The 21,106-nt window shown below is 70.0% G+C and carries 21 protein-coding genes and 1 riboswitch; of the genes, 15 read left to right on the top strand and 6 right to left on the bottom strand.

The genetic code is table 11. The features are described 5' to 3' along the window. The first annotated feature begins 14 nt into the window (after nt 1–14). The 6 genes from JNB50_RS21905 (at nt 15) to JNB50_RS21880 (ending at nt 6,847) form a co-directional block, all read left to right on the top strand. A complete protein-coding gene (locus JNB50_RS21905; protein ID WP_208042249.1) occupies nt 15–1,196 on the top strand; it encodes a mandelate racemase/muconate lactonizing enzyme family protein in 1,182 nt (393 codons plus the stop codon). Nucleotides 1,197–1,255: 59 nt separating this feature from the next. Further along, a complete protein-coding gene (locus JNB50_RS21900; RefSeq protein ID WP_208042248.1) occupies nt 1,256–2,563 on the top strand; it encodes an ABC transporter substrate-binding protein in 1,308 nt (435 codons plus the stop codon). 15 nt (nt 2,564–2,578) lie between these two features. Next, nucleotides 2,579–3,538: a carbohydrate ABC transporter permease gene (locus JNB50_RS21895; protein WP_208042247.1), complete on the top strand. Its 960-nt coding sequence runs from the start codon at nt 2,579–2,581 to the stop codon at nt 3,536–3,538. Next, a complete protein-coding gene (locus tag JNB50_RS25875; RefSeq protein WP_208042246.1) occupies nt 3,535–4,440 on the top strand; it encodes a carbohydrate ABC transporter permease in 906 nt (301 codons plus the stop codon). Before JNB50_RS21895 ends, JNB50_RS25875 begins: the two co-directional genes overlap by 4 nt. Next, the gene (locus tag JNB50_RS21885; protein ID WP_208042245.1) at nt 4,437–5,363 is read left to right on the top strand and encodes an alpha/beta hydrolase; all 927 of its coding nucleotides are present in this window, start codon (nt 4,437–4,439) and stop codon (nt 5,361–5,363) included. The genes JNB50_RS25875 and JNB50_RS21885 overlap by 4 nt, the downstream gene beginning before the upstream one ends. Before the next feature lie 86 nt (nt 5,364–5,449). After that, nucleotides 5,450–6,847 (top strand): glycosyl hydrolase family 28-related protein, encoded by a 1,398-nt coding sequence (locus JNB50_RS21880; protein ID WP_208042244.1) that lies wholly within the window; start codon nt 5,450–5,452, stop codon nt 6,845–6,847. 21 nt (nt 6,848–6,868) lie between these two features. Here JNB50_RS21880 and JNB50_RS21875 read toward each other — a convergent pair whose 3' ends face one another. Further along, on the bottom strand, nt 6,869–7,537 hold the full coding sequence (locus tag JNB50_RS21875) for a FadR/GntR family transcriptional regulator (protein WP_208042243.1): 669 nt from the start codon (nt 7,535–7,537) through the stop codon (nt 6,869–6,871). Between the two features lie 270 nt (nt 7,538–7,807). On the opposite strand from JNB50_RS21875, the gene JNB50_RS21870 reads away from it, so the two are divergent. Continuing rightward, nucleotides 7,808–9,502 (top strand): 2-isopropylmalate synthase, encoded by a 1,695-nt coding sequence (locus JNB50_RS21870; protein ID WP_208042373.1) that lies wholly within the window; start codon nt 7,808–7,810, stop codon nt 9,500–9,502. 20 nt (nt 9,503–9,522) lie between these two features. Here the strand turns inward: JNB50_RS21870 and JNB50_RS21865 are convergent, their stop codons facing one another. From JNB50_RS21865 to JNB50_RS21850, 4 genes are all read right to left on the bottom strand, one after another. Next, a complete protein-coding gene (locus JNB50_RS21865; RefSeq protein ID WP_307794837.1) occupies nt 9,523–11,031 on the bottom strand; it encodes a bifunctional hydroxymethylpyrimidine kinase/phosphomethylpyrimidine kinase in 1,509 nt (502 codons plus the stop codon). Continuing rightward, entirely contained in the window at nt 11,028–11,672 is a 645-nt protein-coding gene (gene thiE / locus JNB50_RS21860) for a thiamine phosphate synthase (RefSeq protein ID WP_208042242.1), read from the bottom strand. The genes JNB50_RS21865 and thiE overlap by 4 nt, the downstream gene beginning before the upstream one ends. Continuing rightward, nucleotides 11,669–12,478, bottom strand: a complete 810-nt coding sequence (gene thiM / locus JNB50_RS21855) for a hydroxyethylthiazole kinase (RefSeq protein WP_208042241.1) — start codon at nt 12,476–12,478, stop codon at nt 11,669–11,671. Before thiM ends, thiE begins: the two co-directional genes overlap by 4 nt. After that, a riboswitch (TPP riboswitch) is annotated at nt 12,470–12,561 on the bottom strand. Its footprint overlaps the gene before it by 9 nt. Nucleotides 12,562–12,572: 11 nt before the next feature. After that, a complete protein-coding gene (locus JNB50_RS21850) occupies nt 12,573–13,175 on the bottom strand; it encodes a TetR/AcrR family transcriptional regulator (protein WP_208042240.1) in 603 nt (200 codons plus the stop codon). Between the two features lie 104 nt (nt 13,176–13,279). Here JNB50_RS21850 and pdhA point away from each other — a divergent pair, with 104 nt between their 5' ends. The 8 genes from pdhA to JNB50_RS21810 all read left to right on the top strand — a co-directional run bounded on the left by pdhA (nt 13,280) and on the right by JNB50_RS21810 (nt 20,006). After that, nucleotides 13,280–14,428: a pyruvate dehydrogenase (acetyl-transferring) E1 component subunit alpha gene (pdhA, locus tag JNB50_RS21845; RefSeq protein WP_208042239.1), complete on the top strand. Its 1,149-nt coding sequence runs from the start codon at nt 13,280–13,282 to the stop codon at nt 14,426–14,428. Then, nucleotides 14,425–15,417, top strand: a complete 993-nt coding sequence (locus JNB50_RS21840; RefSeq protein WP_208042238.1) for an alpha-ketoacid dehydrogenase subunit beta — start codon at nt 14,425–14,427, stop codon at nt 15,415–15,417. The genes pdhA and JNB50_RS21840 overlap by 4 nt, the downstream gene beginning before the upstream one ends. Nucleotides 15,418–15,432: 15 nt before the next feature. Continuing rightward, on the top strand, nt 15,433–16,671 hold the full coding sequence (locus JNB50_RS21835) for a dihydrolipoamide acetyltransferase family protein (protein WP_208042237.1): 1,239 nt from the start codon (nt 15,433–15,435) through the stop codon (nt 16,669–16,671). Between the two features lie 43 nt (nt 16,672–16,714). Beyond that, nucleotides 16,715–17,050: a helix-turn-helix transcriptional regulator gene (locus JNB50_RS21830; RefSeq protein ID WP_208042236.1), complete on the top strand. Its 336-nt coding sequence runs from the start codon at nt 16,715–16,717 to the stop codon at nt 17,048–17,050. Then, a complete protein-coding gene (locus tag JNB50_RS21825; RefSeq protein WP_208042235.1) occupies nt 17,047–17,550 on the top strand; it encodes an SRPBCC domain-containing protein in 504 nt (167 codons plus the stop codon). The genes JNB50_RS21830 and JNB50_RS21825 overlap by 4 nt, the downstream gene beginning before the upstream one ends. 11 nt (nt 17,551–17,561) lie before the next feature. After that, nucleotides 17,562–17,954, top strand: coding sequence for a VOC family protein (locus tag JNB50_RS21820; protein WP_208042234.1), 393 nt, complete (start codon nt 17,562–17,564; stop codon nt 17,952–17,954). A 246-nt stretch (nt 17,955–18,200) separates the two neighbouring features. Further along, on the top strand, nt 18,201–19,145 hold the full coding sequence (locus tag JNB50_RS21815; protein WP_208042233.1) for a helix-turn-helix domain-containing protein: 945 nt from the start codon (nt 18,201–18,203) through the stop codon (nt 19,143–19,145). 3 nt (nt 19,146–19,148) lie between these two features. Beyond that, nucleotides 19,149–20,006 (top strand): hypothetical protein, encoded by an 858-nt coding sequence (locus JNB50_RS21810; protein WP_208042232.1) that lies wholly within the window; start codon nt 19,149–19,151, stop codon nt 20,004–20,006. 149 nt (nt 20,007–20,155) lie between these two features. Here JNB50_RS21810 and JNB50_RS21805 read toward each other — a convergent pair whose 3' ends face one another. Further along, on the bottom strand, nt 20,156–21,100 hold the full coding sequence (locus JNB50_RS21805) for a LysR family transcriptional regulator (protein WP_208042231.1): 945 nt from the start codon (nt 21,098–21,100) through the stop codon (nt 20,156–20,158). Between the last annotated feature and the right edge of the window lie 6 nt (nt 21,101–21,106).

The following is a 21,106-nucleotide window of genomic DNA, read 5'->3' as shown; positions in this document are numbered from 1 at the left end:
ACGAGGGTGAATCGATGAAGATTACGCAGATCGTCACGACCGTCGTCGGCACGCCATGGCGTGAACTGACGTTCGTCGAACTCGAGACGGACGATGGCCGGGTCGGGGTCGGTGAGGTACGGATGGTGAACAAGACCGAGACGCTTCTCGCGGCCATCAGCGAACTTGGCGACCGGTACGTGATCGGATCCGACCCCTTCGACGTGGAGAGGATCGCCGGCGGCGTGCTCTGGAAGGAGTACGGCAGGGCAGGCGAGGTCGCGCAGTCCGCCCTCGCGGCGATCGACATCGCGTGCTGGGACCTCATCGGGCAGGCCTGCGGCCAGCCGGTGTGGAGGCTGCTCGGCGGCCGGTTCCGCGACACGGTGCCCGCGTACGCGAACGGCTGGTACCAGGGCGATCGCGAGCCGGAGACCATCGCCGAGCTCGCCCGGACCGTGGTGGCGCGCGGCTACCGCGGCCTCAAGCTCGACCCGTTCGGTGCGGCGACGGCGGAGCTGAGCGAGGCAGAGCTGCGGCGCTCCGTGACCATCGTGTCCGCGGTGCGCGAGGCCGTCGGCGACGACGTGCAGATCATGGTGGAGATGCACGGCCGGTTCCGCTCTGCGACGGCCATCCGCGCCGCTGCAGCGCTCGAGCACCTCGCGCCGACCTGGATCGAGGAGCCGGTGCCCCCGGGGAATGTGCACGGCCTCCGCAACGTGCGCCGCTCCACCCGCCTTCCCATCGCGACGGGCGAGCGGATCCACGAACTGGAGGAGCTCGCACCGCTGCTGGAGGAAGGCCTCGTCGACACCGTCCAGGTGGACATGACGCACTTCGGCGGCTTCACTGGTCTGCGTCGGGTCGCAGCCTGGGCGTCCGCCTACAACGTCCCGGTGGCCCCGCACAACGTCTGCGGTCCGGTCGGTACGGCCGCCAACGTCCACCTCGGCGTCGCGACGCCCAACTTCCAGATCCTGGAGCACTTCAACGACTTCGCGGATTCCTGGGTGCTCGACCTCGTCGACGCCCCGTTGACCGTCGACGCCGTGAGCGGCGGCTTCTCCGTACCGGAGCGGCCGGGACTGGGAGTCCGGCTCGATCGGGAGCGCGCCGCCGAGCATCCGAGCAACGGCGCCACCTTCAATCTTTTCGCCGTCGGGTGGGAACGCCGCGACGGTACCCCGCTGACGGCGGGCATCTCCTCGCACTGACTTCTCGCACACCCCCGCGAGTCGAACCCCACAGAAATGGAGTCGGAATGCAACGCACGATGAGGCGATCATTGTCGATCGCCGCCGCGGCCGCCGTCGTCTTCGGTCTCGCCGCCTGCGCCCAGTCCGGGTCGTCCGCGAACGGCGACGACGGAGCCTCGACGGGCACGATCAAGGTCTGGGACCTGCTGGTCGGAAGCGACAAGAACTGGAAGGCGGTGATGGACAAAGTCGACGCGGAGTTCGCCAAGGCGCACCCCGGAGTGAAGGTCGACCGCATCGCCCAGCCCGCCGATCCCTCCGCCATCCACCAGCTCATGCAGGCGGCGGCGCAGTCCAAGAAGGGCCCCGACCTCATCATGATCTGGGCGTGGGGCGACGTGCTCACGCTCAAGCCCTCGCTGGCGCCGATCGACAAGTACATCTCCGCCGCCGAGCGCAAGAGCCTCACCGGCTGGGAGGGCACCACCTTCGACGACAAGACCTACGGCGTGCCGATCGGTCTCCAGGGTCTCGGCATCTCGTACAACAGCAAGCTGTTCGAGCAGGCCGGTCTCAACCCCGACGATCCGCCCACGTCGACCGATCAGCTGCTCAAGGCCTGCACTGCGCTGAACGCCGCGGGGATCACCCCGATCGGCGGCGGCAACAAGGAGGGCTACCTCAGCGGCTGGACCACCTCGACCTTGTACGCAGGGTCGGCCAGCATCGCCCAGGCGCAGAAGAACTCGACCTACACGGCGCCCTTCAACAAGCCGGCCTTCTCCGACGCGGCCGAGGGCGTCATGAAGCTGGTCGACGGCAAATGCTTCGACCCGAACATGCCGGCGACTCCGTGGTACCCGGACGGCTTCCAGAAGTTCCAGGACGGCAAGGCGGCGATGCAGTTCACCATCTACAGCCAGTTCGCCTACATGCAGGACCCGAAGATCGGCCAGTACATCAAGTTCATCCCGTCGGTCGAGAACACCCGCACCCCGGAGTTCCTGCCCGCGGGCGCGATGAACGTCTGGGCGGTGACCTCGTTCTCGCAGCACAAGAAGCTCGCCGCCGAGCTCGCACTGTTCCAGGAGGGCGCCAAGTTCCAGCAGGAGCGGCTCGACAAGGCCGGCTACTTCCCTAACAACACCGGCGTCAGCTTCGACGCGTTCCTCAAGGACCACCCTGGTGCGACCGGACTGGTCGACATGCTGAAGAAGGGCGAGAAGACGTTCCTCCCCGTCCACAACATGCAGGACTCCAAGACGAACGACATCTATCAGAATCAACTCGAGCTGGTCATGCTCGGCCAGACGACGTTGAAGGATGCCCTGCAGGCGACCGAGGATTCGCGCGCGCAGCAGTTCCCGGTCCTGATGGCGAAGTAGAGGGAGGACAGGACGATGGTGAGCACGACCACGAGAACAGCCGGGCGGGCCGGACCGGTGACCGGCCGGCGCCGGGTGCGCAAGTACTCGTCCTTCTGGACGCTCGCGCTGTTCCTCGGACCCTCGTTGCTCATCATCGCCCTGCTCCGGGTCTGGCCGGTCTTCCAGGGTTCGTTCATCGCCTTCACGCAGTGGGACGGAATTCGGCAGCCCGTCTTCAACGGGTTCGACAACTTCGTCCGGATGTTCAACGACCCCGTGCTGCTGACCGCGCTCGGCAACACGGGCAAGATCCTTCTGCTCGCCCCGATCTGGATCCTCGGCCCGCTGCTGCTGGCCGCGGTCATCCACGACCGCATCCCCGGGGCGTCGTTCTTCAAGATCTCGTACGTGCTGCCCGTGCTGGTCTCGCCGGCCGTGATCGGCGTGCTCTTCGTGATCATCCTCGGACCGGACGGGCCGCTGAACATCGTGCTGCGGTCCCTCGGTCTCGGCGCGCTGGCCGTCAACTGGACGGTGGACACCGGCCTGGTCATGTGGATCGTCGCCGGAATGCTCATCTGGTCGACGTTCGGACTCGGCGTGCTGCTGTTCAGCGCCGGGCTGTCGTCGGTCGACGAGAGCCTCTACGAGGCGGCCAGGATCGACGGCGCCAACTGGATGCAGCGCTTCTGGTACGTCACCGTCCCGTCCGTTCGCGGTGTCGTGGAGTACTGGACGGTCATGGTCGTGATCATGGCATTCTCCTCGGCCATCGTGCTCGGCTACGCGTTCTCGCAGGGCGGTCCCGGCTACTCGTCGACGACGGTCGACCTCTTCATCTACAACCAGGCGTTCCGCTACGGGGCGCCCGGATACGCGACCGCCATCGGCATCACGCTCTTCCTGCTGATCGGCGTCCTCCTCGTGATCTTCCTGCGGCTGTCGCGCCGGCGCGGAGAGAACATGTTCGACGATTCAGGGACTCCGCTGTGACCGCACTCCACCCTCCGCGCGAGGTCGTCGAAGACGTCGTGCCCGCGCCTGCGCCCGCCCGGCGTCGCCGCCGCCGGCTCTCGCCCGCCCGCTTCACGGTCGTCGTGGTCTGCGCCGCCATCGCGGCTTCGACGATCTACCCGTTCGTGTTCATGGCGTTCACGTCGTTGAAGACGCCCCAGGACTACGTCGACAACAAGCTCGGCCTGCCGATCCCGCCGACGATCCAGAACTTCGTCACGGCGCTCTCGGGCGATCTGGGCATCTCCTTCGTCAACAGCGTGATCACCGTGGGGGCCGGCACCGTCATCACCGTGATCCTGGGCTGCATGTCGGGCTTCGCGTTCGCCTTCCTGCGCTTTCCGTTCCGGGCGTTCCTGCTGCGGCTGATCATGATCATCATGGTGCTGCCGGTGACGGTGCTCATCCCGCCGATCTTCAAGGTCATCCTCGACCTCGGCCTGGTGGACAGCTACCCGGGGCTCATCCTGCTCTACGTCGGGCTGAGCATCCCGGCGGGCGTCTACATGATGGCCACGTTCTTCCTGGCCATCCCGCGCGAGCTCGTCGAGTCCGCCCGCATCGACGGGGCGTCGCCGTTCCGGGTCTTCCGGAGCATCGCCGTGCCGCTGGCCCGCCCGGCGTTTATCACGCTCGGCACGTTCACCTTCCTCGGGCTGTGGAACGAGCTGCTGTTCTCGCTGCTGATCATGTCGAGCCCGGAGCACCGCACGCTCCCCGTCGCTATCACCCTCCTGCGGCAGAGCGTCCAGAACCCCACACTGGTGCAGGACGCGATCATCGCGGCCGGCCTCCTGCTGTCGGCCGCCCTGCCGTTCCTGCTCTTCGTGCTCTTCAACCGCCAGATCACCCAGGGCATGGTCGCGGGAGCGCTCAAGTGAGCCCCCGGCCGCCGATCGCCGCCGAGCTCGCGGCGCACCTCCCCGCCGAGGAGGCGACCCGGCCGTTCCTGGACGGGCTCGAGGGCATCGCCCGACTGCGCGAGGCGATGGCGGAGTACGAGGAGTCGCCGGCCGAGGTCGCCGAGGCGACAGGGGCACGCATCGACGAGCGCGAGCTCGCCGGCGTGCGCGTCCTGGTCGTCCGGCCGCCCGACGGCGTGCCGGTCAGAGGCACCGTCGTGAACGTCCACGGCGGCGGCCTGATCGCCGGAAGCCATCGATCGGTGCTCGGCGTCAACGCCGGCTTCGCCTCGGCACTCGCGTGCACCATGGTCATCCCCGACTACCGCCTCGCCCCCGAGCACCCCTACCCGGCCGCGCTGGACGACATCCACGCCGTCTGGGAGAGCACGGTCGCCGGCGCCGTCGGCGACCCGGGGCGCGTCGTGCTGATGGGCGGAAGCGCAGGAGGTGCCCTCTCGGCCGGCCTCACGCTGCGCCTCATCGAGCGCGGCGGACGTCTCCCTGATGCTCTTGTACTGGTGCAGCCGCAACTCGACGACCGCAACGAGCAGCCCTCCACATTCGAGCTCGACGCGGCCCACTTCTGGGACCGGCCGTCGAACCTGCTGAGCTGGGAGCTCTATCTCGCGGGCACCGATCCGGTGCCACCGGAGGCGGCGGCCGCGCGGGCGACCGAGCTGAGCGGGTTCCCGCCGACGTTCGTCGAGATCGGGCAGGTCGACCTGTTCCGCGACGAGGAGCTGGACTTCGTGGCCCGGCTCAGTCGGGCGGGCGTCCCCGTGGAGGCGCATGTCTGGGCCGGCGCGTTCCACGGCTTCGACGGGCTCGCGGCGACGACAACCGCCCAGCGCGCGATCGCCGATCGGCTCGCCTATCTCCGGGCGGCGCTCGCGAGCTGAGCGCGCCGCACGGCAGCACCGCACCACCACCGCTCCATCGCTCCACTGCACCACCGACCAACGGAACCAGCACTCGAGGAGGAGTAATGAAACGATCGACGACGCCCCCAGCCGAGACGTCCGTAGGCCCCGGCCGCCGGACCTTCCTCGGCCACGCCGCGGTGGGAGGCCTCGCGGCCGCCGCCGCCCTCGTCCCCGTCGTCGCGGCGGACCCTGCGGTCGCCGCGCCCCCGCCCAAGCCCAAGCCGCGCGCCGCCGGCGGCGGCTCCACCGTCGTCTTCAACGTCCAGGACTACGGTGCCGCCGGGAACGGGACTCACGACGACACCGCCGCCATCCAGAGCGCGATCACAGCGGCTCAAGCGGCGGGCGGCGGGACGGTGTACCTGCCGTCGGGCACCTACAAGACGACATCCACGCTGCTGATCTCCGGCGCGAGCATGACCGTCGCGGGCGAAGGGGCATCGAGCGTGATCGCGTGCGCCTTCGCCGCAGGCGACATCCTCCGGGTCGCCCGCCCGTCCAGTTCGGCACCGCTCGTGGCGAACGGGTTGTTCGAGGACTTCGCCATCGTCTCCACGGTCACGAAGACCAGCGGCGCGGCGCTCGCCATGGACGGTGTGCAGGACATGCGCATCTGCAATGTGCACGCCGTCTCGCGGGTGTACTCGTCCCCGAACAACCTGTGGGACTCGTTCAGCTTCCACGACTTCACGATCGTCGTGATGGAGAACTGCAAGATCCTCGCCCAGAACAAGGGGATCACCTGCTGGGGCAACCAGGTCGGCGCCGACATCTGGATCACCGGCGGCACGCTCTGCTCGTTCACGCCGATCGGGGTCCATGTCGGCGGCGGTGTCGGCGGAGTCTACTTCGACGAGTTCCTCTGCTACCTCAACGGCACCAACGTGCTCATCGACGACACCCTCGGCGGCTCGGCGAACCGCGAGATCATCTTCAACCAAGCCGTGCTCGACGGGTCGTACCGCCACAATGTCGAGATCAAGCAGAACGGGGTCTATGTCATCACCTTCCAGGACACCTGGTTCAGCAACTCCGGATTCGACGGCCAGGCCGGCCATCCCGACGGCTGCCTGCTCCGCGTGCACCCGGGGGCCATCCTCCATCCGTCGAACGTCACCGTGTCCGGTTGCAAGATGTTCAACGGCTTCGGCTCGGGGATCTTCGCCGAATCCGGTGCGTGGACGATCGTGGGCAGCGACATCAGCCTCAACGGCCAGGGGGCAGCGGGAGGCTACGGCGTCCTCCTGGACTCGAACGCGTCGGGGACCGTCATCAGCGGCAATTCCATTCGCACGAACGGCAACTATCCCAGCGCGAAGCCGACCGGGGTGGGAGTCAAGATCACCCCGGCCGTCAACGACTACCTGGTGACCTCGAACAACCTGACCGGCAACGGGACCGCCGCGCTCGTCGACGGCGGCGGCACGTCCAAGATCGTCGACCTCAACCTCGGCGTCTGAGCTCCGTCCGCGGCCGCCCGATCAGAGCAGCTCCGCCCTCATCTCGATCAGGTGGCCGCGGGTCAGCGCGGCGGCGGCGTCCGCATCCCGGTCGCCGATCGCGTCGACGATGCGTTCGTGCACGAGCTGGTCCGCGTCGCCGCCGAACGCGCGGCCGATCCGGAGCAGGTCGATCATCGCCTCTCTGCTCCGCGGGGTGAACCCGTCGAAGAGGTCGGCGAGGATCGGGTTGTGCGACGCCGCGACGATGGCACGGTGCACGGCGATGTCCGCGTCGACATGCTGCTCGAGGTCGCTCCGCCGCGCCGCGCGGGACGTGAGCGCTCGCCGCAGCGCCTGGAGATCGGCGGGGGTCCGCCGTTCGGCCGCCAGCGCAGACGCCTCCACCTCGATCGCGATGCGCGCCTCGATCACGGCGACGATGTCCGCGCGCCGGACGATGCGCTCCCAGTCCTCCGGCTGGTCGAGCGCGGTGACGAAGACCCCGGAGCCCTGGCGGGTGGCGAGCACTCCGCGCCCGGCCAGCTGGCGGATGGCCTCCCGGATCGTCGAGCGGCCGACCCCGAGCTGAGGGGCGAGGGTCGTCTCGCCCGGCAGCTTCTGGCCGAGCGCCCACTCGCCGGCCCTGATGCGGTCGAGCAGGGCCTCCGCGGCCTGTTCGGCCAGGGGTTCGCGACGGAGCGGTGTCATGAGTCCATCTTCGCGTATTCCCCAACTCCTCTGCTTGTCTGAGGAGTTGTGGTAGCGTCGGAGCATGCTTCACGGACTCCTCCTTCACCGCCACGGCGGGGCGTAGCCAGACCGGCTCCCCGCCGTGGAGGCGGGTGCTGCGCCGGTCGATCAGGCCCCGATCGAGACAGGAATCCGAACATGACCATCAGCACGTCCCCCTCCCACGCCGCCGCGGATCGACACCAGTCGGCAGCGACCCCGTCCTGGAACCGGCAGCGGCCCTCGGCGATGCCGTGGCAGCGCTACCGCAGCGTCTTCGACCGGGTGGAGGTCCCGCTCGTCGACAGGGAGTGGCCCGACCGCCGCCTCGTCAGCGCTCCGCTGTGGGTGCCCGTCGACCTCCGCGACGGCAACCAGGCGCTCGCAGAACCGATGGATCCCGAGCGCAAGCGCCGCTTCTTCGAGCTCCTGGTCTCGATGGGCTACACCGAGATCGAGGTCGGCTACCCGTCGGCGTCGCAGACCGACTACGACTTCGTGCGCGACATCGCCGAGAAGGACATCGCGCCGGATGACGTCACGATCGTCGTCTTCACGCCCGCCCGCCGCGACCTCATCGAACGGACGGTCGAGTCGATCCGCGGCATCCGCAACCCGGTCGTGATCCACCTGTACACGGCGACGGCGCCCGTCTGGCGGGACGTGGTGCTCGGCAAGAGCAGGGACGAGCTGCGCGAGCTGATCCTGGCAGGGGCGGCCGACGTGCTCGAACTCGCCGGCCACCTGCCGAACGTGCGCTTCGAGTTCTCGCCGGAGGTGTTCAACCTCACGGAGCCGGACTACATCATCGAGATCTGCGACGCGGTGACCGCACTCTGGGACGCCACCCCCGAGCGGCCCGTGATCCTCAACCTGCCGGCCACCGTCGAGGTCGCGACGCCGAACGTCTACGCCGACCAGATCGAGTACATGCACAAGAACCTCGGCCGTCGCGACGCGGTGATCCTGTCGGTCCACCCGCACAACGACCGCGGCACCGGCATCGCCTGCGCCGAGCTCGCCGTGCTCGCGGGCGCGCAGCGGGTGGAGGGCTGCATCTTCGGCAACGGTGAGCGCACGGGCAACGTCGACCTGGCCACGCTCGCCCTGAACCTCCACGCTCAGGGCGTTGACCCGATGATCGACTTCTCGGACATCGACCGCATCCGCCGCACGGTCGAGTACTGCAACCGGATCGAGGTGCACCCCCGCCATCCGTACGTCGGCGACCTGGTGCACACGGCCTTCAGCGGCACGCACCAGGACGCCATCAAGAAGGGGTTCGCCGAGCACCGCTCCCGGGCGGAGGCGGAGGGTCGGCCGGAGCGCGAGCTCGACTGGCGGGTCCCCTACCTGCCGATCGACCCGGCCGACCTCGGCCGGAACTACGACGCGGTCATCCGGGTCAACTCGCAGTCGGGCAAGGGCGGGATCGCCTACCTCCTGGAGGCCGAGTACGGCATCGAGCTCCCTCGCCGGATGCAGATCGACTTCGCCCGGAACGTGCAGCAGCACACGGACAGCACGGGTGCGGAGATCGACGCGCCCCAGCTGCTGGAGCTGTTCGAAGGCAGCTACCTGCACTCGCGGCACGACGACATCGCACTGGTGGAGCTCGAGACGGATCAGCAGGCCGGCAGAAGCCGCACGCGCATCGGGGTCCGCATCGACGGCGTCGAGCACCACGGCGGCTACGACGACGTCGGCCCGGTCGACGCGGTCACGCGCCTGCTGGCGGAGTGCGGCATCCGGGTGGAGATCCTCTCGCTGCACCAGACCTCCCTCAGCGCCGGCGCGGCGAGTGAGGCGCTGACCCTGATCGAGTACCGCGACGCCGCCGGCGTCCACTGGTCCGCCGGCCGGCACCGTTCGGTGCTCACGGCGAGCGTGGAGGCCGTGCTGAGAGCGGCGAGCGTCGGTGGTGGTGCCGCCGGGGCCAGCTGACTCCGGCGGCACCCCGCGCGTCAGCGCACGGCGGCAGCCTCCTCCCGCGCTGCGGCGAAGAACTCCCGTTCGTGCAGGGCCGACCGGCGGAACGCCGCGAGCATCGTCCTCCTGGTCGCTTCGTCCGCCCCAGCCGCCGCACGGGTGACGATGTCGACGGCCTGCCGGGTGGACGCGGAGAACGCCGGATCCGCGTAGGTGTCGAGCCACGACGCGTACGGGTGAGCGGCGTGCGACAGCGGATGCAGCCGCTCGCCGAGGTCGTGATAGAGCCAGAAGCACGGCAGCAGGGCGGCGACGAGAACCCGGTAGTCGCCGCGCGCGACCGCGGCCAGATGATGGTCGAGGTAGGCGGTGGTGGCGCTGCCCGGGCGGACGGCGAGCAGCGCCCGCTCGGACAGCCAGCCTTCGTGCAGGCGCGACTCCTCGGCGATCGCGGCGTGCGCCGACCCGGCCCAGAACGCCTGCTCCTCCGGGGTGGGTGCCAGCCGGGCGGCCTCGGCCAGCGCGCGGGCGTAGTCACGGAGGTAGAGCGCGTCCTGGGCGAGGTACTCGAGGAAGACGTCGCGGTCGAGCGTCCCGTCGGCCAGGCCGCGCACGAACGGCAGGTCGTCGATCTCGGCGCGTACCCCGGCGATCTCCGCCCACCAGTCCGCTTCCACCTCCACAGGGGTGGGTGCGGTGGCGAGGCCGCCGCGCGCCCAGAGCCCGGCGAAATGGCTGACCGGCCCGTTCCCGGAACCGACGTCGAGCCGCGATGCGTGCCGGATGCTCTCGGCGAGCCAGCGCTTCGCGTCGGCCGCGGCCGCAACCCAGTCGCCGCCGGCCGCGACACGGGTCGCCAACGCGGACGACAGCGAGCATCCGGTCCCGTGCGTGTTGCGGGTGTGGATGCGCTCGCCGGGGAACTCGGTCACGATCGGCGGACCGGCGGTGCCGGCGGGCTCGATGAGCGCGTCGCTCACCCGCTCGCCGCTCAGATGGCCACCCTTGGCCAGGACCCGCACGCCGTAGCGGGCGGCGACCCGCGCCGCCTGCGCCAGCGTCTCCGGCCAGTCCGCCGCGACGGTCTCGCCGGCGAGGATGGCGAGCTCGGCGAGGTTCGGCGTCACCACGTCGGCCCGCGGGACCAGCGCGCGCAGCGCCGTTTCGGCGTCCGGGTCGAGCAGCCGGTCGCCGCTGGTGGCGACCATCACCGGGTCGAGCACGACGATCGGGGGTCGCACCCGGTCGAGCCAGCCGCTGACCACCTCGATCACCGGAGCGGTGGCGAGCATGCCGATCTTGACGGCGTCGATCCCGACGTCGTCGGAGACGGCGTCGAGCTGCTCGGCCAGGAACTCGACGGGAGGCACGTGAACCGAGCGCACGCCCCGCGTGTTCTGAGCCACCAGGGCCGTGACGACGGCCATGCCGTAGCCGCCGTTCGCGGCGATGCTCTTGAGGTCGGCCTGGATGCCGGCGCCGCCGCTCGGGTCGGTGCCCGCGATGCTGAGCACCCGCGGCACCGGCCGCTCACGGCCGCTCACGAGGCGTCCCAGGCGGCGCGCAGCTCGCGCACGGCCCGACCGGGATCGGCGGCCGCGCAGACCGCAGAGGCGACGGCCGCACCCGCGGCCCCCGCCCGCCGGAGGGCGGGGAGGTCGGCCGCCGTCACCCCGCCGATAGCCACGGCCGGGAGCGGGCTGAGCGCTACGAGCCGGGCGAACTCCGCGTGGCCGAGGGGCCGCGGGGCATCAGTCTTCGTCGAGGTCGCGTGCAGGGCGCCGATGCCCACGTAGTCGACGGCGCCGGACTCCGCGGCCAGGGCGAGCTCCCTGGGCGTGGACGCGCTGACCCCGAGGATCGCGTCGGGGCCGATCAGCCCGCGCACGGCGTCGGCGGGCAGATCGGACTGCCCGACGTGCACGCCGGAGACGCGCGCTCCGGCGGCCCTGGCCGCGAGGAAGACATCGACGCGGTCGTTGACGATGATCGCCACGTCGCGGGGTACCACGGCCGAGCAGTGCAGAACGGTGTCGAGGAACCGCCGGGCCGTCGCGTCCTTCTCCCGCAGCTGCACCGCGCTGACCCCGGGTACGGCTGCGCGCAGCACGTCGAAGAGGTCGTGGCCGGCGCGCTCGGCGCCGGCCGAGTCGGTCACGAGATACACGGACAGGTCGACGGTCATGCGATCACCGCCCGCCCGCGCAGCGTGTCGGCGTCCAGGTCGGCGAGCGCGTCGAGGAACGCGAAGGCGAAACTGCCCGGCCCCGAGCTGCGCTCGGCCGCGAGCTCGGCGGCCACGTTGTAGACCGTCACCGCTGCGACTGTGGAGGCGAAGCGGTCGACGCTGTCGCCCGCGAAGGCGGCCAGCACCGCCCCGAGCGCGCAGCCGGCGCCCGTCATCGCGGTCAGCAGCGGGTGCCCGTTGCCCAGCCGCATCTCGGTCGTGCCGTCCGTCACGACGTCCACCGGTCCGGAGACGGCGACGACCGCGCCGGTCGTGCGCGCGATGCGGCGCGCGGCCGCCACGGCGTCCTCCACCTCGTCGGAGGTGTCGACGCCTCTGCCACCCGCTCCTGACCCGTCGAGCGCGCGGATCTCCGACGCGTTGCCGCGCACCACGGCCGGCCCGAGGCCGCACAGCTCCGCCGCGAGGAGCGTCCGCACCGGCAGCGCCCCGATCGCGACGGGGTCGAGCACCCACGGGGTGCCGGCACGGCCTGCGGCGATCGCGGCCTCCACCATCGCGACCCGCTGCTCGCCGGTCGGCGTGCCCAGGTTGATCAGCACCCCGGAGGCCACCCCGGCGAACGGGCCGGCCTCGCCCGGGATGTCCACCATCGCGGGCGCGGCTCCGAGCGCGAGCAGCACATTCGCCGTGACGTTCGTGACCACCGAATTGGTCAGGCACTGCACCAGCGGTCGTCGTGCTCTCACCGCCTCCCAGGCCGCGATGCTGTGGTCGATCAGGTCTTCCGGCGTGCGCGTCATGCGCGACATCCCTTCGCTAGTACGAGCTAGATCAGGTTCGACGGGTGTGATCTCAGCCCCGCAGGGCACCCCGTGTCACGTGTGTGGATCCACCCTATGCCGTGGAGTCGTCCGTCAGGCCCAGTGCCAGGAGGGCTCCCTCCGCGTGCGCGGCAGCCTCCTCCGCGTCCGGCGCCGGTCGCAGCCCCAGGAGTCGCTGCCGATGCGGCTCGCCGAGCAGCAGCGCGAACAGGGCCTCGGCGCGCGGGCCGTCGTGTTCGGGCAGACGCTCCCTCAGCGCGGCGATGTAGCGGCGCGGGCCGTCGTCGTAGAAACGGACCGCCAGGTCGGGGAAGCGACGGGCCTCGCCGATCGCGAGGCGGTGCAGTCCCACGGCGTCGTCGGAGTGCAGCGCGAACACGATGCCCCTCGCGAGACCCTGCAGCCCCTCGTCCGGTCGTGCGTCGTGCAGGGCGCGCTCGCGGAGTCGTTCGACGGCGGCCAGGAAGACCTCGGTCCGATCGCCGATGTAGGTGTAGATCGTCCGCTTCGCGACGTGCGCGGCTGCGGCGATCCGGTCGAGGGTGACCGGCTCGAAGCCCTCCGCCACGAAGAGCGTGACGGCGGCGTCGACGATGTCGTCGCGTCGCTGCGAGCGCTCCGCCTCCGGTGGCCGCCCCCTCCTGCGCGCGACCCCCTGGCTGCGTTCCTCCGTCATCGGTCTGCTCCTCGCGTTCGGCGGTCTCTGCATCCCAGCCTATAATGAAACGGTTTTCGTTTCATTCGTTGCCGCAGGCCGCCCTGCGCGACAAGGAGAATCCCATGCCCACACCCAGCACGGCGCGCACGCCGAGCAAAGCACGCCGGACGGCCCCATCCGCCGCTGTCGAGTCGTCAGCCCGCGATGCTGCAGAGGCCGCAGGGCTCTCCGCTGACGAGCTCCGCGCCCTCCACCGACAGATGGTGCTCATCCGTCGCTTCGAAGAGCGCGCGGCACGCGCCTACTCCGAGGCGAAGATCGGCGGCTACTGCCACCTGAACCTCGGCGAGGAGGCGACCGTCGTCGGACTGATGAGCTGCCTCGAGCCGTCGGACTACCTCTACGCCAACTACCGGGAGCACGGCTACGCGCTGGCCCGGGGCATCACTCCCGAGCGCGCGATGGCCGAGCTCTACGGTCGTTCCGACGGCGTCTCGCGGGGATGGGGCGGCTCGATGCACTTCTTCGACCCCGGCGTACGTTTCATGGGAGGCTACGGGATCGTCGGCGGCCAAGTGCCGCTGGCGACCGGCACCGCCCTCGCGATCGACTACCGCGGCGGCACGGAGGCCGTGATGTGCCTGATGGGCGACGGCACGACAAACATCGGCGCCTTCCACGAATCGCTCAATCTCGCGGCTCTGTGGCACCTGCCGATCGTCTACGTGGTGAACAACAACGGGCTGGGCATGGGCACCACCGTCGAGCAGTCGTCGGCCGAGCCCGAGCTGCATCGCCGGGCGGCGTCGTACCGGATGCCGTCCGCGCGGGTCGACGGAAGCGACCCGGTGGCGGTCCGCGCCGCCGCCCGGATCGCGCTCGAGAGCGCGCGAGCCGGCACTCCGTACCTGCTCGAGACGATGACCGGCCGGATGAAGGGGCACTCCGTGGTGGACCCTGCGCGTTACCGCAGCGCGGAGGAGAGCGCCGCAGCGAAGGCCGCCGACCCGGTGGCGGCGTTCGCCGCGCGCCTGCTCCAGCTCGGTGTGCTCACGGACGCCGAGATCGCCCGGATCGACCGCGAGGTCGCCGCCGAGGTCGCCGCGGCGGCCGCGTTCGCCGACGCCAGCCCACACCCCGACGCGTCCACGCTGTTCGACTACACCTACGCCACGCCGGTGCCGAACGACTCGCGCCGGTTGCCGGGCGAGGCGTTGTTCCCAGCTGCTCCCGTTCCGGCGGCCCGCGAGCTGGCGGAGGTCGCCCGATGACCGTCATCAGCTACCGTCAGGCCCTGCACGACGCCCTCCGCGAGGAACTGCTGAGGGACGAGGATGTCTTCCTGATCGGCGAGGAGATCGGCCTGTTCGAAGGGTCGTACAAGATCACGGCCGGGCTGCTCGACGAGTTCGGGCCGAAGCGGGTCCGCGACACCCCGATCGCCGAGGAGGGCTTCACGGGTGCCGCGATCGGGGCCGCGATGGTCGGCCTGCGGCCTGTCGTGGAGATCATGACGATCAACTTCTCGTTGCTCGCGCTCGACCAGATCGTCAACCACGCGGCGAAGATCTTCGGGATGTTCGGGGGCCAGGCGCGTGTCCCGCTCGTCATCCGCACTCCGGGTGGAGGTGGTCAGCAGCTCGGCGCGACGCACTCCCAGAACATCGAGCTCTACTACGCGTTCGTGCCGGGCATGAAGGTGGTCGCCCCGTCCACTCCTGCCGACGCGAAGGCGCTGATGCTCGCCGCCGTCCGCGATGACGACCCTGTGCTGGTCCTCGAGAACCTCGCGCTCTACAACACCACGGGTGAGGTGCCGGAGGACCTCGCGCCCGCGGAGATCGGGCGCGCCGCCGTCACCAGGGAGGGCCGTGACATCACGGTCGTCGCCTATTCGCGGATGGCGGCCGTCGCGCTGGAAGCGGCCGAGGAGCTCGCTCAGGACGGCATCGAGGTCGAGGTCGTCGACCTGAGGAGCCTGCGCCCGCTCGATCGCGACACGATCATCGCGTCGGTGAAGAAGACCAACTGCGCCGTGACCCTGGAGGACGACTGGCTCACCTACGGCATCGGCGCCGAGATCGCGGCGACGATCAGCGACGGCGCGTTCGACTGGCTGGACGCCCCCGTCCGCCGCGTCGCGATGGCCGAGGTGCCGATGCCCTACGCGAAGACGCTCGAAGAGGCAGCCCTGCCCTCCGTGCGCGATGCGGTCGCCGCCATCCGCGAAACCCTCGACGCCATGGCCCGGCGCCGCTGATCCCGAAGGAGCATCATGATCGACATCCTCATGCCGCGTCTCTCCGACACGATGACCGAAGGCGCGATCGCTGCGTGGCGCAAGAAGCCGGGCGACCCCGTCGAGCCCGGCGACATCCTGGTCGAGATCGAGACCGACAAGGCGCTGATGGAGCAGGAGGCCTACGACGCGGGGACCCTCAGCGAGATCCTCGTCCAGGAGGGCGAGAACGTCGCGATCGGCACCCCGATCGCGCGTCTCGACGACGGGACGGATGACGGGGCACCCGCGCGGCGACCCGAGCGCCCTCCCGTCGCGGAACCGGTCGTCGCCTCCGCCGCGCCCGTCGCGCCTGCACCTCGTCCGACCGAAGAGCCGCGGCTGCGGGCGACGCCCGTCGTTCGACGGATCGCCAAGGAACGCGGGATCGACTTGACCGGGATCGCCGGTTCCGGCCCTGGCGGCCGGATCGTCCGGGCAGACCTCGACCTGCCCTCCGGCCCGGCGGCGGGCACACAGCCGCCCGCGCCCGACGAGGCCGCGCGCGCCGACGGAGATGCCTCCGTGCCGGATGCCGACGTCACGCGCGTCCCATTCGACGCGACCCGCCGCGCGATCGCCACCCGGCTGACGCAGAGCGCGACGACCGTCCCCGCCTTCCACGCCACCGCGTCGGCGGACGTCACGGACCTCGTCGCCCTGCGCGCCGCGGCGAACGAGGCCGCCACGGCCTCCGGGACGAAGGTCTCGGTCAACGACCTCGTGATCAAAGCCGTGGCGCTGGCCCTCCGCGAGCATCCGGGCCTCAACGCGTCCTACTCGTCGGACGCGGGCGGCCAGACGATCCTCCACGCGCGGGTCCACATCGGGATGGCTGTGGCGGCGCCGGCGGGGCTGGTCGTCCCCGTCGTGCGCGACGCCGACGACGCGAGCATCTCGGCGATCGCCCGCCGGACGCGGACCCTTGCCGCGCGCGCGGCCGATCGCACGCTCGCCGCGTCGGAGCTGAGCGGAGGGACGTTCACGGTGAGCAACCTCGGCATGTTCGGAGTCGAGCACTTCACGGCCATCATCAACCCGCCCCAAGGAGCGATCCTCGCCGTCGGCGCGGCACACGAGACGCTGAGCATCGAAGACGGGGAGGTGACCGCCCGTCGGCGCCTCACGTACACGCTGACGTGCGATCACCGCATCATCGACGGCGCGGCGGCCGGTCGCTTCCTGGCCACCCTCACTGACCTGTTGGAGAACCCGCTGCGGTTGCTGATGGGATAGTTCATCGTTGTCTTAATTAAGCAGCCGCTGTAATATTGCTCTCGTGACCGCAGCCCCCACGACCGCCTTCGCCGCGCTGGCCGACCCCACCCGTTCGGGGATCGTCGACCTCCTGGCGCGGCGCGGCGAGCTCGCCGCCGGCGACATCTCCGCCGGATTCACGAGCAGCGCATCCGCGATCTCGCAACACCTCAAGGTGCTGCGCGAAGCGGGTCTCGTCACCGTGGAGAAGCGGGCGCAGCAGCGCGTCTACCGGCTGGACGCCGGCGCGATCGGGCAGGTCGAGAGCTGGCTCTCCGACCGTGCACGGCTGTGGAACGCGCGCCTCGACCGCATCGACGCCTACCTCGAGAAGGCCAGGACAGGGGAGAAGAAATGACCGACGACACGACGGAGATCGTGGTGAGCCGCATCCTGAACGCACCGGTCGAGACGGTGTGGCGGCTGTGGACCGATCCCGAGCTGGTCACCGAGTGGTGGGGTCCGCAGGACTACACCTCCCCCTCCGCGTCGATCGACCTGCGGGAGGGCGGATCGTACGTCTTCAGCATGCAGGCGCCTGACGAGCAGGGCGGTGCGGAGAGCTTCACCGGCGGCGTCTACACGAGGATCGTCCCGCTCGAGCGCCTCGAGTTCACGCAGAGCATCACCGATGCGGACGGCGAGCCGCTTCCGCCCGATCAGCTCCCGGAGGGGTTCACGCAGGGCATCCGGACGTCCGTCGAGTTCGCCGCCATCGGTGGCCTGACCGAGCTGACGATCACCGAGCGCGGCTGGAGCCGCAGCCTGATGTCGGTGTTTGCCTACGCCGGCATGCACCAGTCGCTCGACAAACTCACGACCGACGTCCTCCGCGGGATCACCGCGCTCGAGGGCTGAGGGGGACCCACATGGACCTGAGACTGGAACTCGTGCCGATCCCCGTCTCCGACGTGGACCGCGCCAAGGCCTTCTACGCCGACACGATCGGCTTCGCACTCGACCACGACGTCGAACCGGGCAACGGGATGCGGATCGTGCAGCTCACCCCGCCCGGCTCGGCCTGCTCCATCGCCTTCGGCACCGGGATGGGAGCCGGGACTCCGGAAGAGGGCACCGTGAAGGGGCTGCACCTGGTGGTCGACGACATCGAGGCCGTGCGCGACGAGCTCCTGTCCCGCGGTGCGCCGATCGGGGAGATCCGCGACCTGGGCGGAGTGAGGTTCGCGTCCTTCAGCGACCCGGACGGGAACACCTGGGAGCTGCAGGACTTGGGGGCGATGCGGGCGCTCCCGTTGTCGTAGGGGTTGACTGCGCGGGTCGGTTCCGGTTGCGGGGACGCCGCCCCGCTCCCGAGATTCAATGTGTGTGCGGCCGGCCATTGATGCTTCAACTTTCCCCGGGCGTGGATGCCGGCGCTGAGGCATATCGGAGTAGTTACTCAAGCTGCATACACCAATACTCGTATCGGAGTAGTCGATCATTCCATCTACTCCGATAGACTCATTGGAGTAGGCGCAATTTCTGCAAACAGCGATAGGAGTATCGGAGTGGACACCAGCGACGCGATGCTCGCTCTCCGCGGCGCCGGCGTGCGTGCTGTGGCGGAGGACGCCTCCACTCTCCGCACGCCAGACGGCGATCGTATCCGGGTCCAGCACCTGAGACGCACGCCAACCCCGTCGAAGGTCGCCTTCGAGCTGGCGAACCTGCGGCCGGGGGAGCGTGCGCTCCTCATCGTCCCGTCTATCACGTCGTCCCTGCGTGCTGCTGCCGAGGTGGACCATCGCATAATCGTGGCCGCTGGTGACGAGCTCATCATGAACGGCAAGTATGAGCCTCGCGCCGACGCAGCAACCACGCCGAAACCCCGGCGAGGACCGCGACCGTACGGTGAGTTCGCTGTCGCGCGGGCGCTGCTGGCGCCGCAGCCGGAGCGGCCCGTCGTCCAGGCCGAGCTTGCTGCCCGGACTGGCCTCAAGCAACCGGCGGTATCCGACGCGTTGAAGAAGCTCGGCGACCTCGTCGACAGGAGCCGGGTCGGCTTCGAGCCGGCGGATCGGGCGAAGCTTTTCGACTACGCCGCCACCGAGTACCCGGGCGCCGGCGGCATAACCACGTACTGGTGGCACGACTCGCCCATCCGCGCGCAAGGCTCGATGGTCGTGAACGCGACCGAGGATGCCCTCGTCGGCGGTGACCTTGCCGCATCGGCCATCAACGGATGGCGGCAGCCGGAGCACGCACTCCTCTACCTGCACAGCGGTATCGACCCGACACAGTTCGGGTTCGTCGCCGCGACGCGTGAGGACTACACTCTCGAGCTCGTCGTCCCCAACGACAAGACGCTGTGGAAGACGTCGGAGGCGTTCCACGTGCCTGACATCACCGACCCGGTCATCACGTACTTCGACGTGCGCCGCACCGGATTCACGGGGGACCAGGACGAAGCGGCCGAGAAGGTCCGGAACACGGTCGTCGTCGCACACCAGTAGGGCATGGCGGAAGATCAGAATGGCGCCCACCACGACAGACTCGGCCAGTTCACCGGCCACGCATCCCACGACTTCGCCGGAGACTCGCTGACCATGACGTTCACCGCAGGCCTCATCGCCACCAGCGACGAAGACGACGCCGCTTTCCTCGCGCTCGACGACCTCGTCGGGATCCTCACCAAGTACGACGGGACCGCTGTCATCGGCGGGCACATGGTGTCCCTGCTGACCGCGACCTTCCCAGCGCACGGGCTCATCGATCGGCGCACCGGAGATGCGGACGCTGGCATCCCTGTGACGCTTGCCGCGTCGGGCGCGTTACACGCGGACCTTCTCGCGGCGGGTTACGACGCCCAGTCCGGGAACCGGTACGTGAAAGCCGGCCACGAAGACCCGAAGCCGACGATCGACCTGCTCATCCCGTCGCTGAACGGTCAGTTCAGCGACGAGGTCCGCGGGGAACGCGGGTTCAACACGATGCCCGGATTGACGCTCGCGCTCGGGAGAACGCTGAGCATTGCTGCGGAAGCAACCTTGCAGGACGGAACCACGCTCACCATCCCCACGAAGGTGCCGACGGTGGAGGGTGCGGTCATCTTGAAGTCGTACGCGTACGTGGACCGGGCGGTCGAGACGCAGAAAGACCTGATCGACCTCAGCAACCTCTTTCACGTCCTCGACCACCACGGAGCGGAGAAGCTCGGCGGGTGGCGGCTGAACGAGTCGGAGCTGACTGGCTCACGGTTGGACACCGCCAAGAACCTCACAGTCCTCGCGACGAAGTTGGAGTCCGGGCGGATCCGGAACCCGAGACTGAACGGCCGCCGGCTGGCGTTCCTCATCCGCAAGCACGTAGCCTAGCCGTAATGTCGCCGCCTGTGCTCCGCGACCGGCTCCATCGCCTTCGGCACCCGGTTGGGGCCGGAACGCCGGAGGAGGGCATTGTGAAGGGGTACCTCAGCGCGATGCGTCCGGTCCCGCTGTCGTAGCCGTCGTCCGCGCCCGCCGGCTCAGCCCGTCGAAGCACCGCCCCGCTCCCGCACCGCTGCGAACCCGTCCCGCACCGCGGCGACGAGGTGGCGCACGGCGGGGGAGGGTCGGTGGCTCGCGTCCTCCGCGGGTGTCGCGACGAGGACCGAGCGCACGAATGACGGGTCGTGGATCGGCCGGAGGACGATGCCGGGGTGCGCGGCGGTCGTCGCGAGGCTCGGGATGATGCCGACCACCATCCGTGCGGCGGTCATGCCGAGGAGGACCTGGAAGTCGTCGGTCCGGATGGCGACGTCGAGGACGTGCCCTTCCGCCGCGAACGCGTCGACGACGAGGCGGTCCATCGCGTCGTCCTCCGAGGTCGCGAACACCCAGCGCTCGTCGCGGAGCGAGAGCACAGCGGCGAGGTCGATCGCCGCGCGCGAGGCGAGTGGATGGCCGACGGGCAGCGCCAGCATCAGCGGGTCGCGGTACACCTCCATCGTCTCCACGTTCGGGCGGAACGGCAGCTCGTAGCCGGGCGCCGAGTAGACGAGCGCTGCGTCGAGCGCGCCGCGGTTGATCCAGTCGACGAGCGCGGGGACCTCCCCGAACGTCGCGTCGATCTCGATGCCGAGGTCGCCGACGCGGTCCGCGACGAACGGCAGGATGCTCGCCGCCGCCGTCGCGAACGTCCCGAACCTCAGCCGCACCCGCCCCAGCCGGCTGAACTCGCGCGCGTCCCCGATGGCCCGCTCGCTCAGGGTGAGGATCTCCTGCGCCCGCTCCAGGAGCAGCATGCCGACCGGCGTGAGTCTGCTGCCGCGCGGTGAGCGCACGAGCAGCGGTGCGCCGACCAGGCGTTCCAGGTTCCTGAGGTGGTAGTCGACGGTCGGCTGGCCCCACCCCAGGCGGCGCGCCGCCGCCGTGACCGAGCCTTCGGCGTGGACCGCTCTGAGCGCCTCGAACTGTCGCAGATCCGCCATCGGATC

Source organism: Leifsonia sp. TF02-11, assembly GCF_017565305.1.
GTDB lineage: Bacteria > Actinomycetota > Actinomycetes > Actinomycetales > Microbacteriaceae > Leifsonia.
Note: the sequence above shows the minus strand (reverse complement) of the source record. Positions and strands in the feature narration are given on the sequence as shown.

Bases quoted from the DNA above. Each gene is read 5' to 3' on its own strand.
- JNB50_RS21905 (WP_208042249.1), top strand. From the start codon at position 15: ATGAAGATTACGCAGATCGTCACGACCGTCGTCGGCACGCCATGGCGT.
- JNB50_RS21900 (WP_208042248.1), top strand. From the start codon at position 1,256: ATGAGGCGATCATTGTCGATCGCCGCCGCGGCCGCCGTCGTCTTCGGT.
- JNB50_RS21895 (WP_208042247.1), top strand. From the start codon at position 2,579: ATGGTGAGCACGACCACGAGAACAGCCGGGCGGGCCGGACCGGTGACC.
- JNB50_RS21880 (WP_208042244.1), top strand. From the start codon at position 5,450: ATGAAACGATCGACGACGCCCCCAGCCGAGACGTCCGTAGGCCCCGGC.
- JNB50_RS21875 (WP_208042243.1), bottom strand. From the start codon at position 7,537: ATGACACCGCTCCGTCGCGAACCCCTGGCCGAACAGGCCGCGGAGGCC.
- JNB50_RS21870 (WP_208042373.1), top strand. From the start codon at position 7,808: ATGCCGTGGCAGCGCTACCGCAGCGTCTTCGACCGGGTGGAGGTCCCG.
- thiE (WP_208042242.1), bottom strand. From the start codon at position 11,672: ATGACCGTCGACCTGTCCGTGTATCTCGTGACCGACTCGGCCGGCGCC.
- thiM (WP_208042241.1), bottom strand. From the start codon at position 12,478: ATGACGCGCACGCCGGAAGACCTGATCGACCACAGCATCGCGGCCTGG.
- JNB50_RS21850 (WP_208042240.1), bottom strand. From the start codon at position 13,175: ATGACGGAGGAACGCAGCCAGGGGGTCGCGCGCAGGAGGGGGCGGCCA.
- pdhA (WP_208042239.1), top strand. From the start codon at position 13,280: ATGCCCACACCCAGCACGGCGCGCACGCCGAGCAAAGCACGCCGGACG.
- JNB50_RS21840 (WP_208042238.1), top strand. From the start codon at position 14,425: ATGACCGTCATCAGCTACCGTCAGGCCCTGCACGACGCCCTCCGCGAG.
- JNB50_RS21835 (WP_208042237.1), top strand. From the start codon at position 15,433: ATGATCGACATCCTCATGCCGCGTCTCTCCGACACGATGACCGAAGGC.
- JNB50_RS21825 (WP_208042235.1), top strand. From the start codon at position 17,047: ATGACCGACGACACGACGGAGATCGTGGTGAGCCGCATCCTGAACGCA.
- JNB50_RS21820 (WP_208042234.1), top strand. From the start codon at position 17,562: ATGGACCTGAGACTGGAACTCGTGCCGATCCCCGTCTCCGACGTGGAC.
- JNB50_RS21810 (WP_208042232.1), top strand. From the start codon at position 19,149: ATGGCGGAAGATCAGAATGGCGCCCACCACGACAGACTCGGCCAGTTC.
- JNB50_RS21805 (WP_208042231.1), bottom strand. From the start codon at position 21,100: ATGGCGGATCTGCGACAGTTCGAGGCGCTCAGAGCGGTCCACGCCGAA.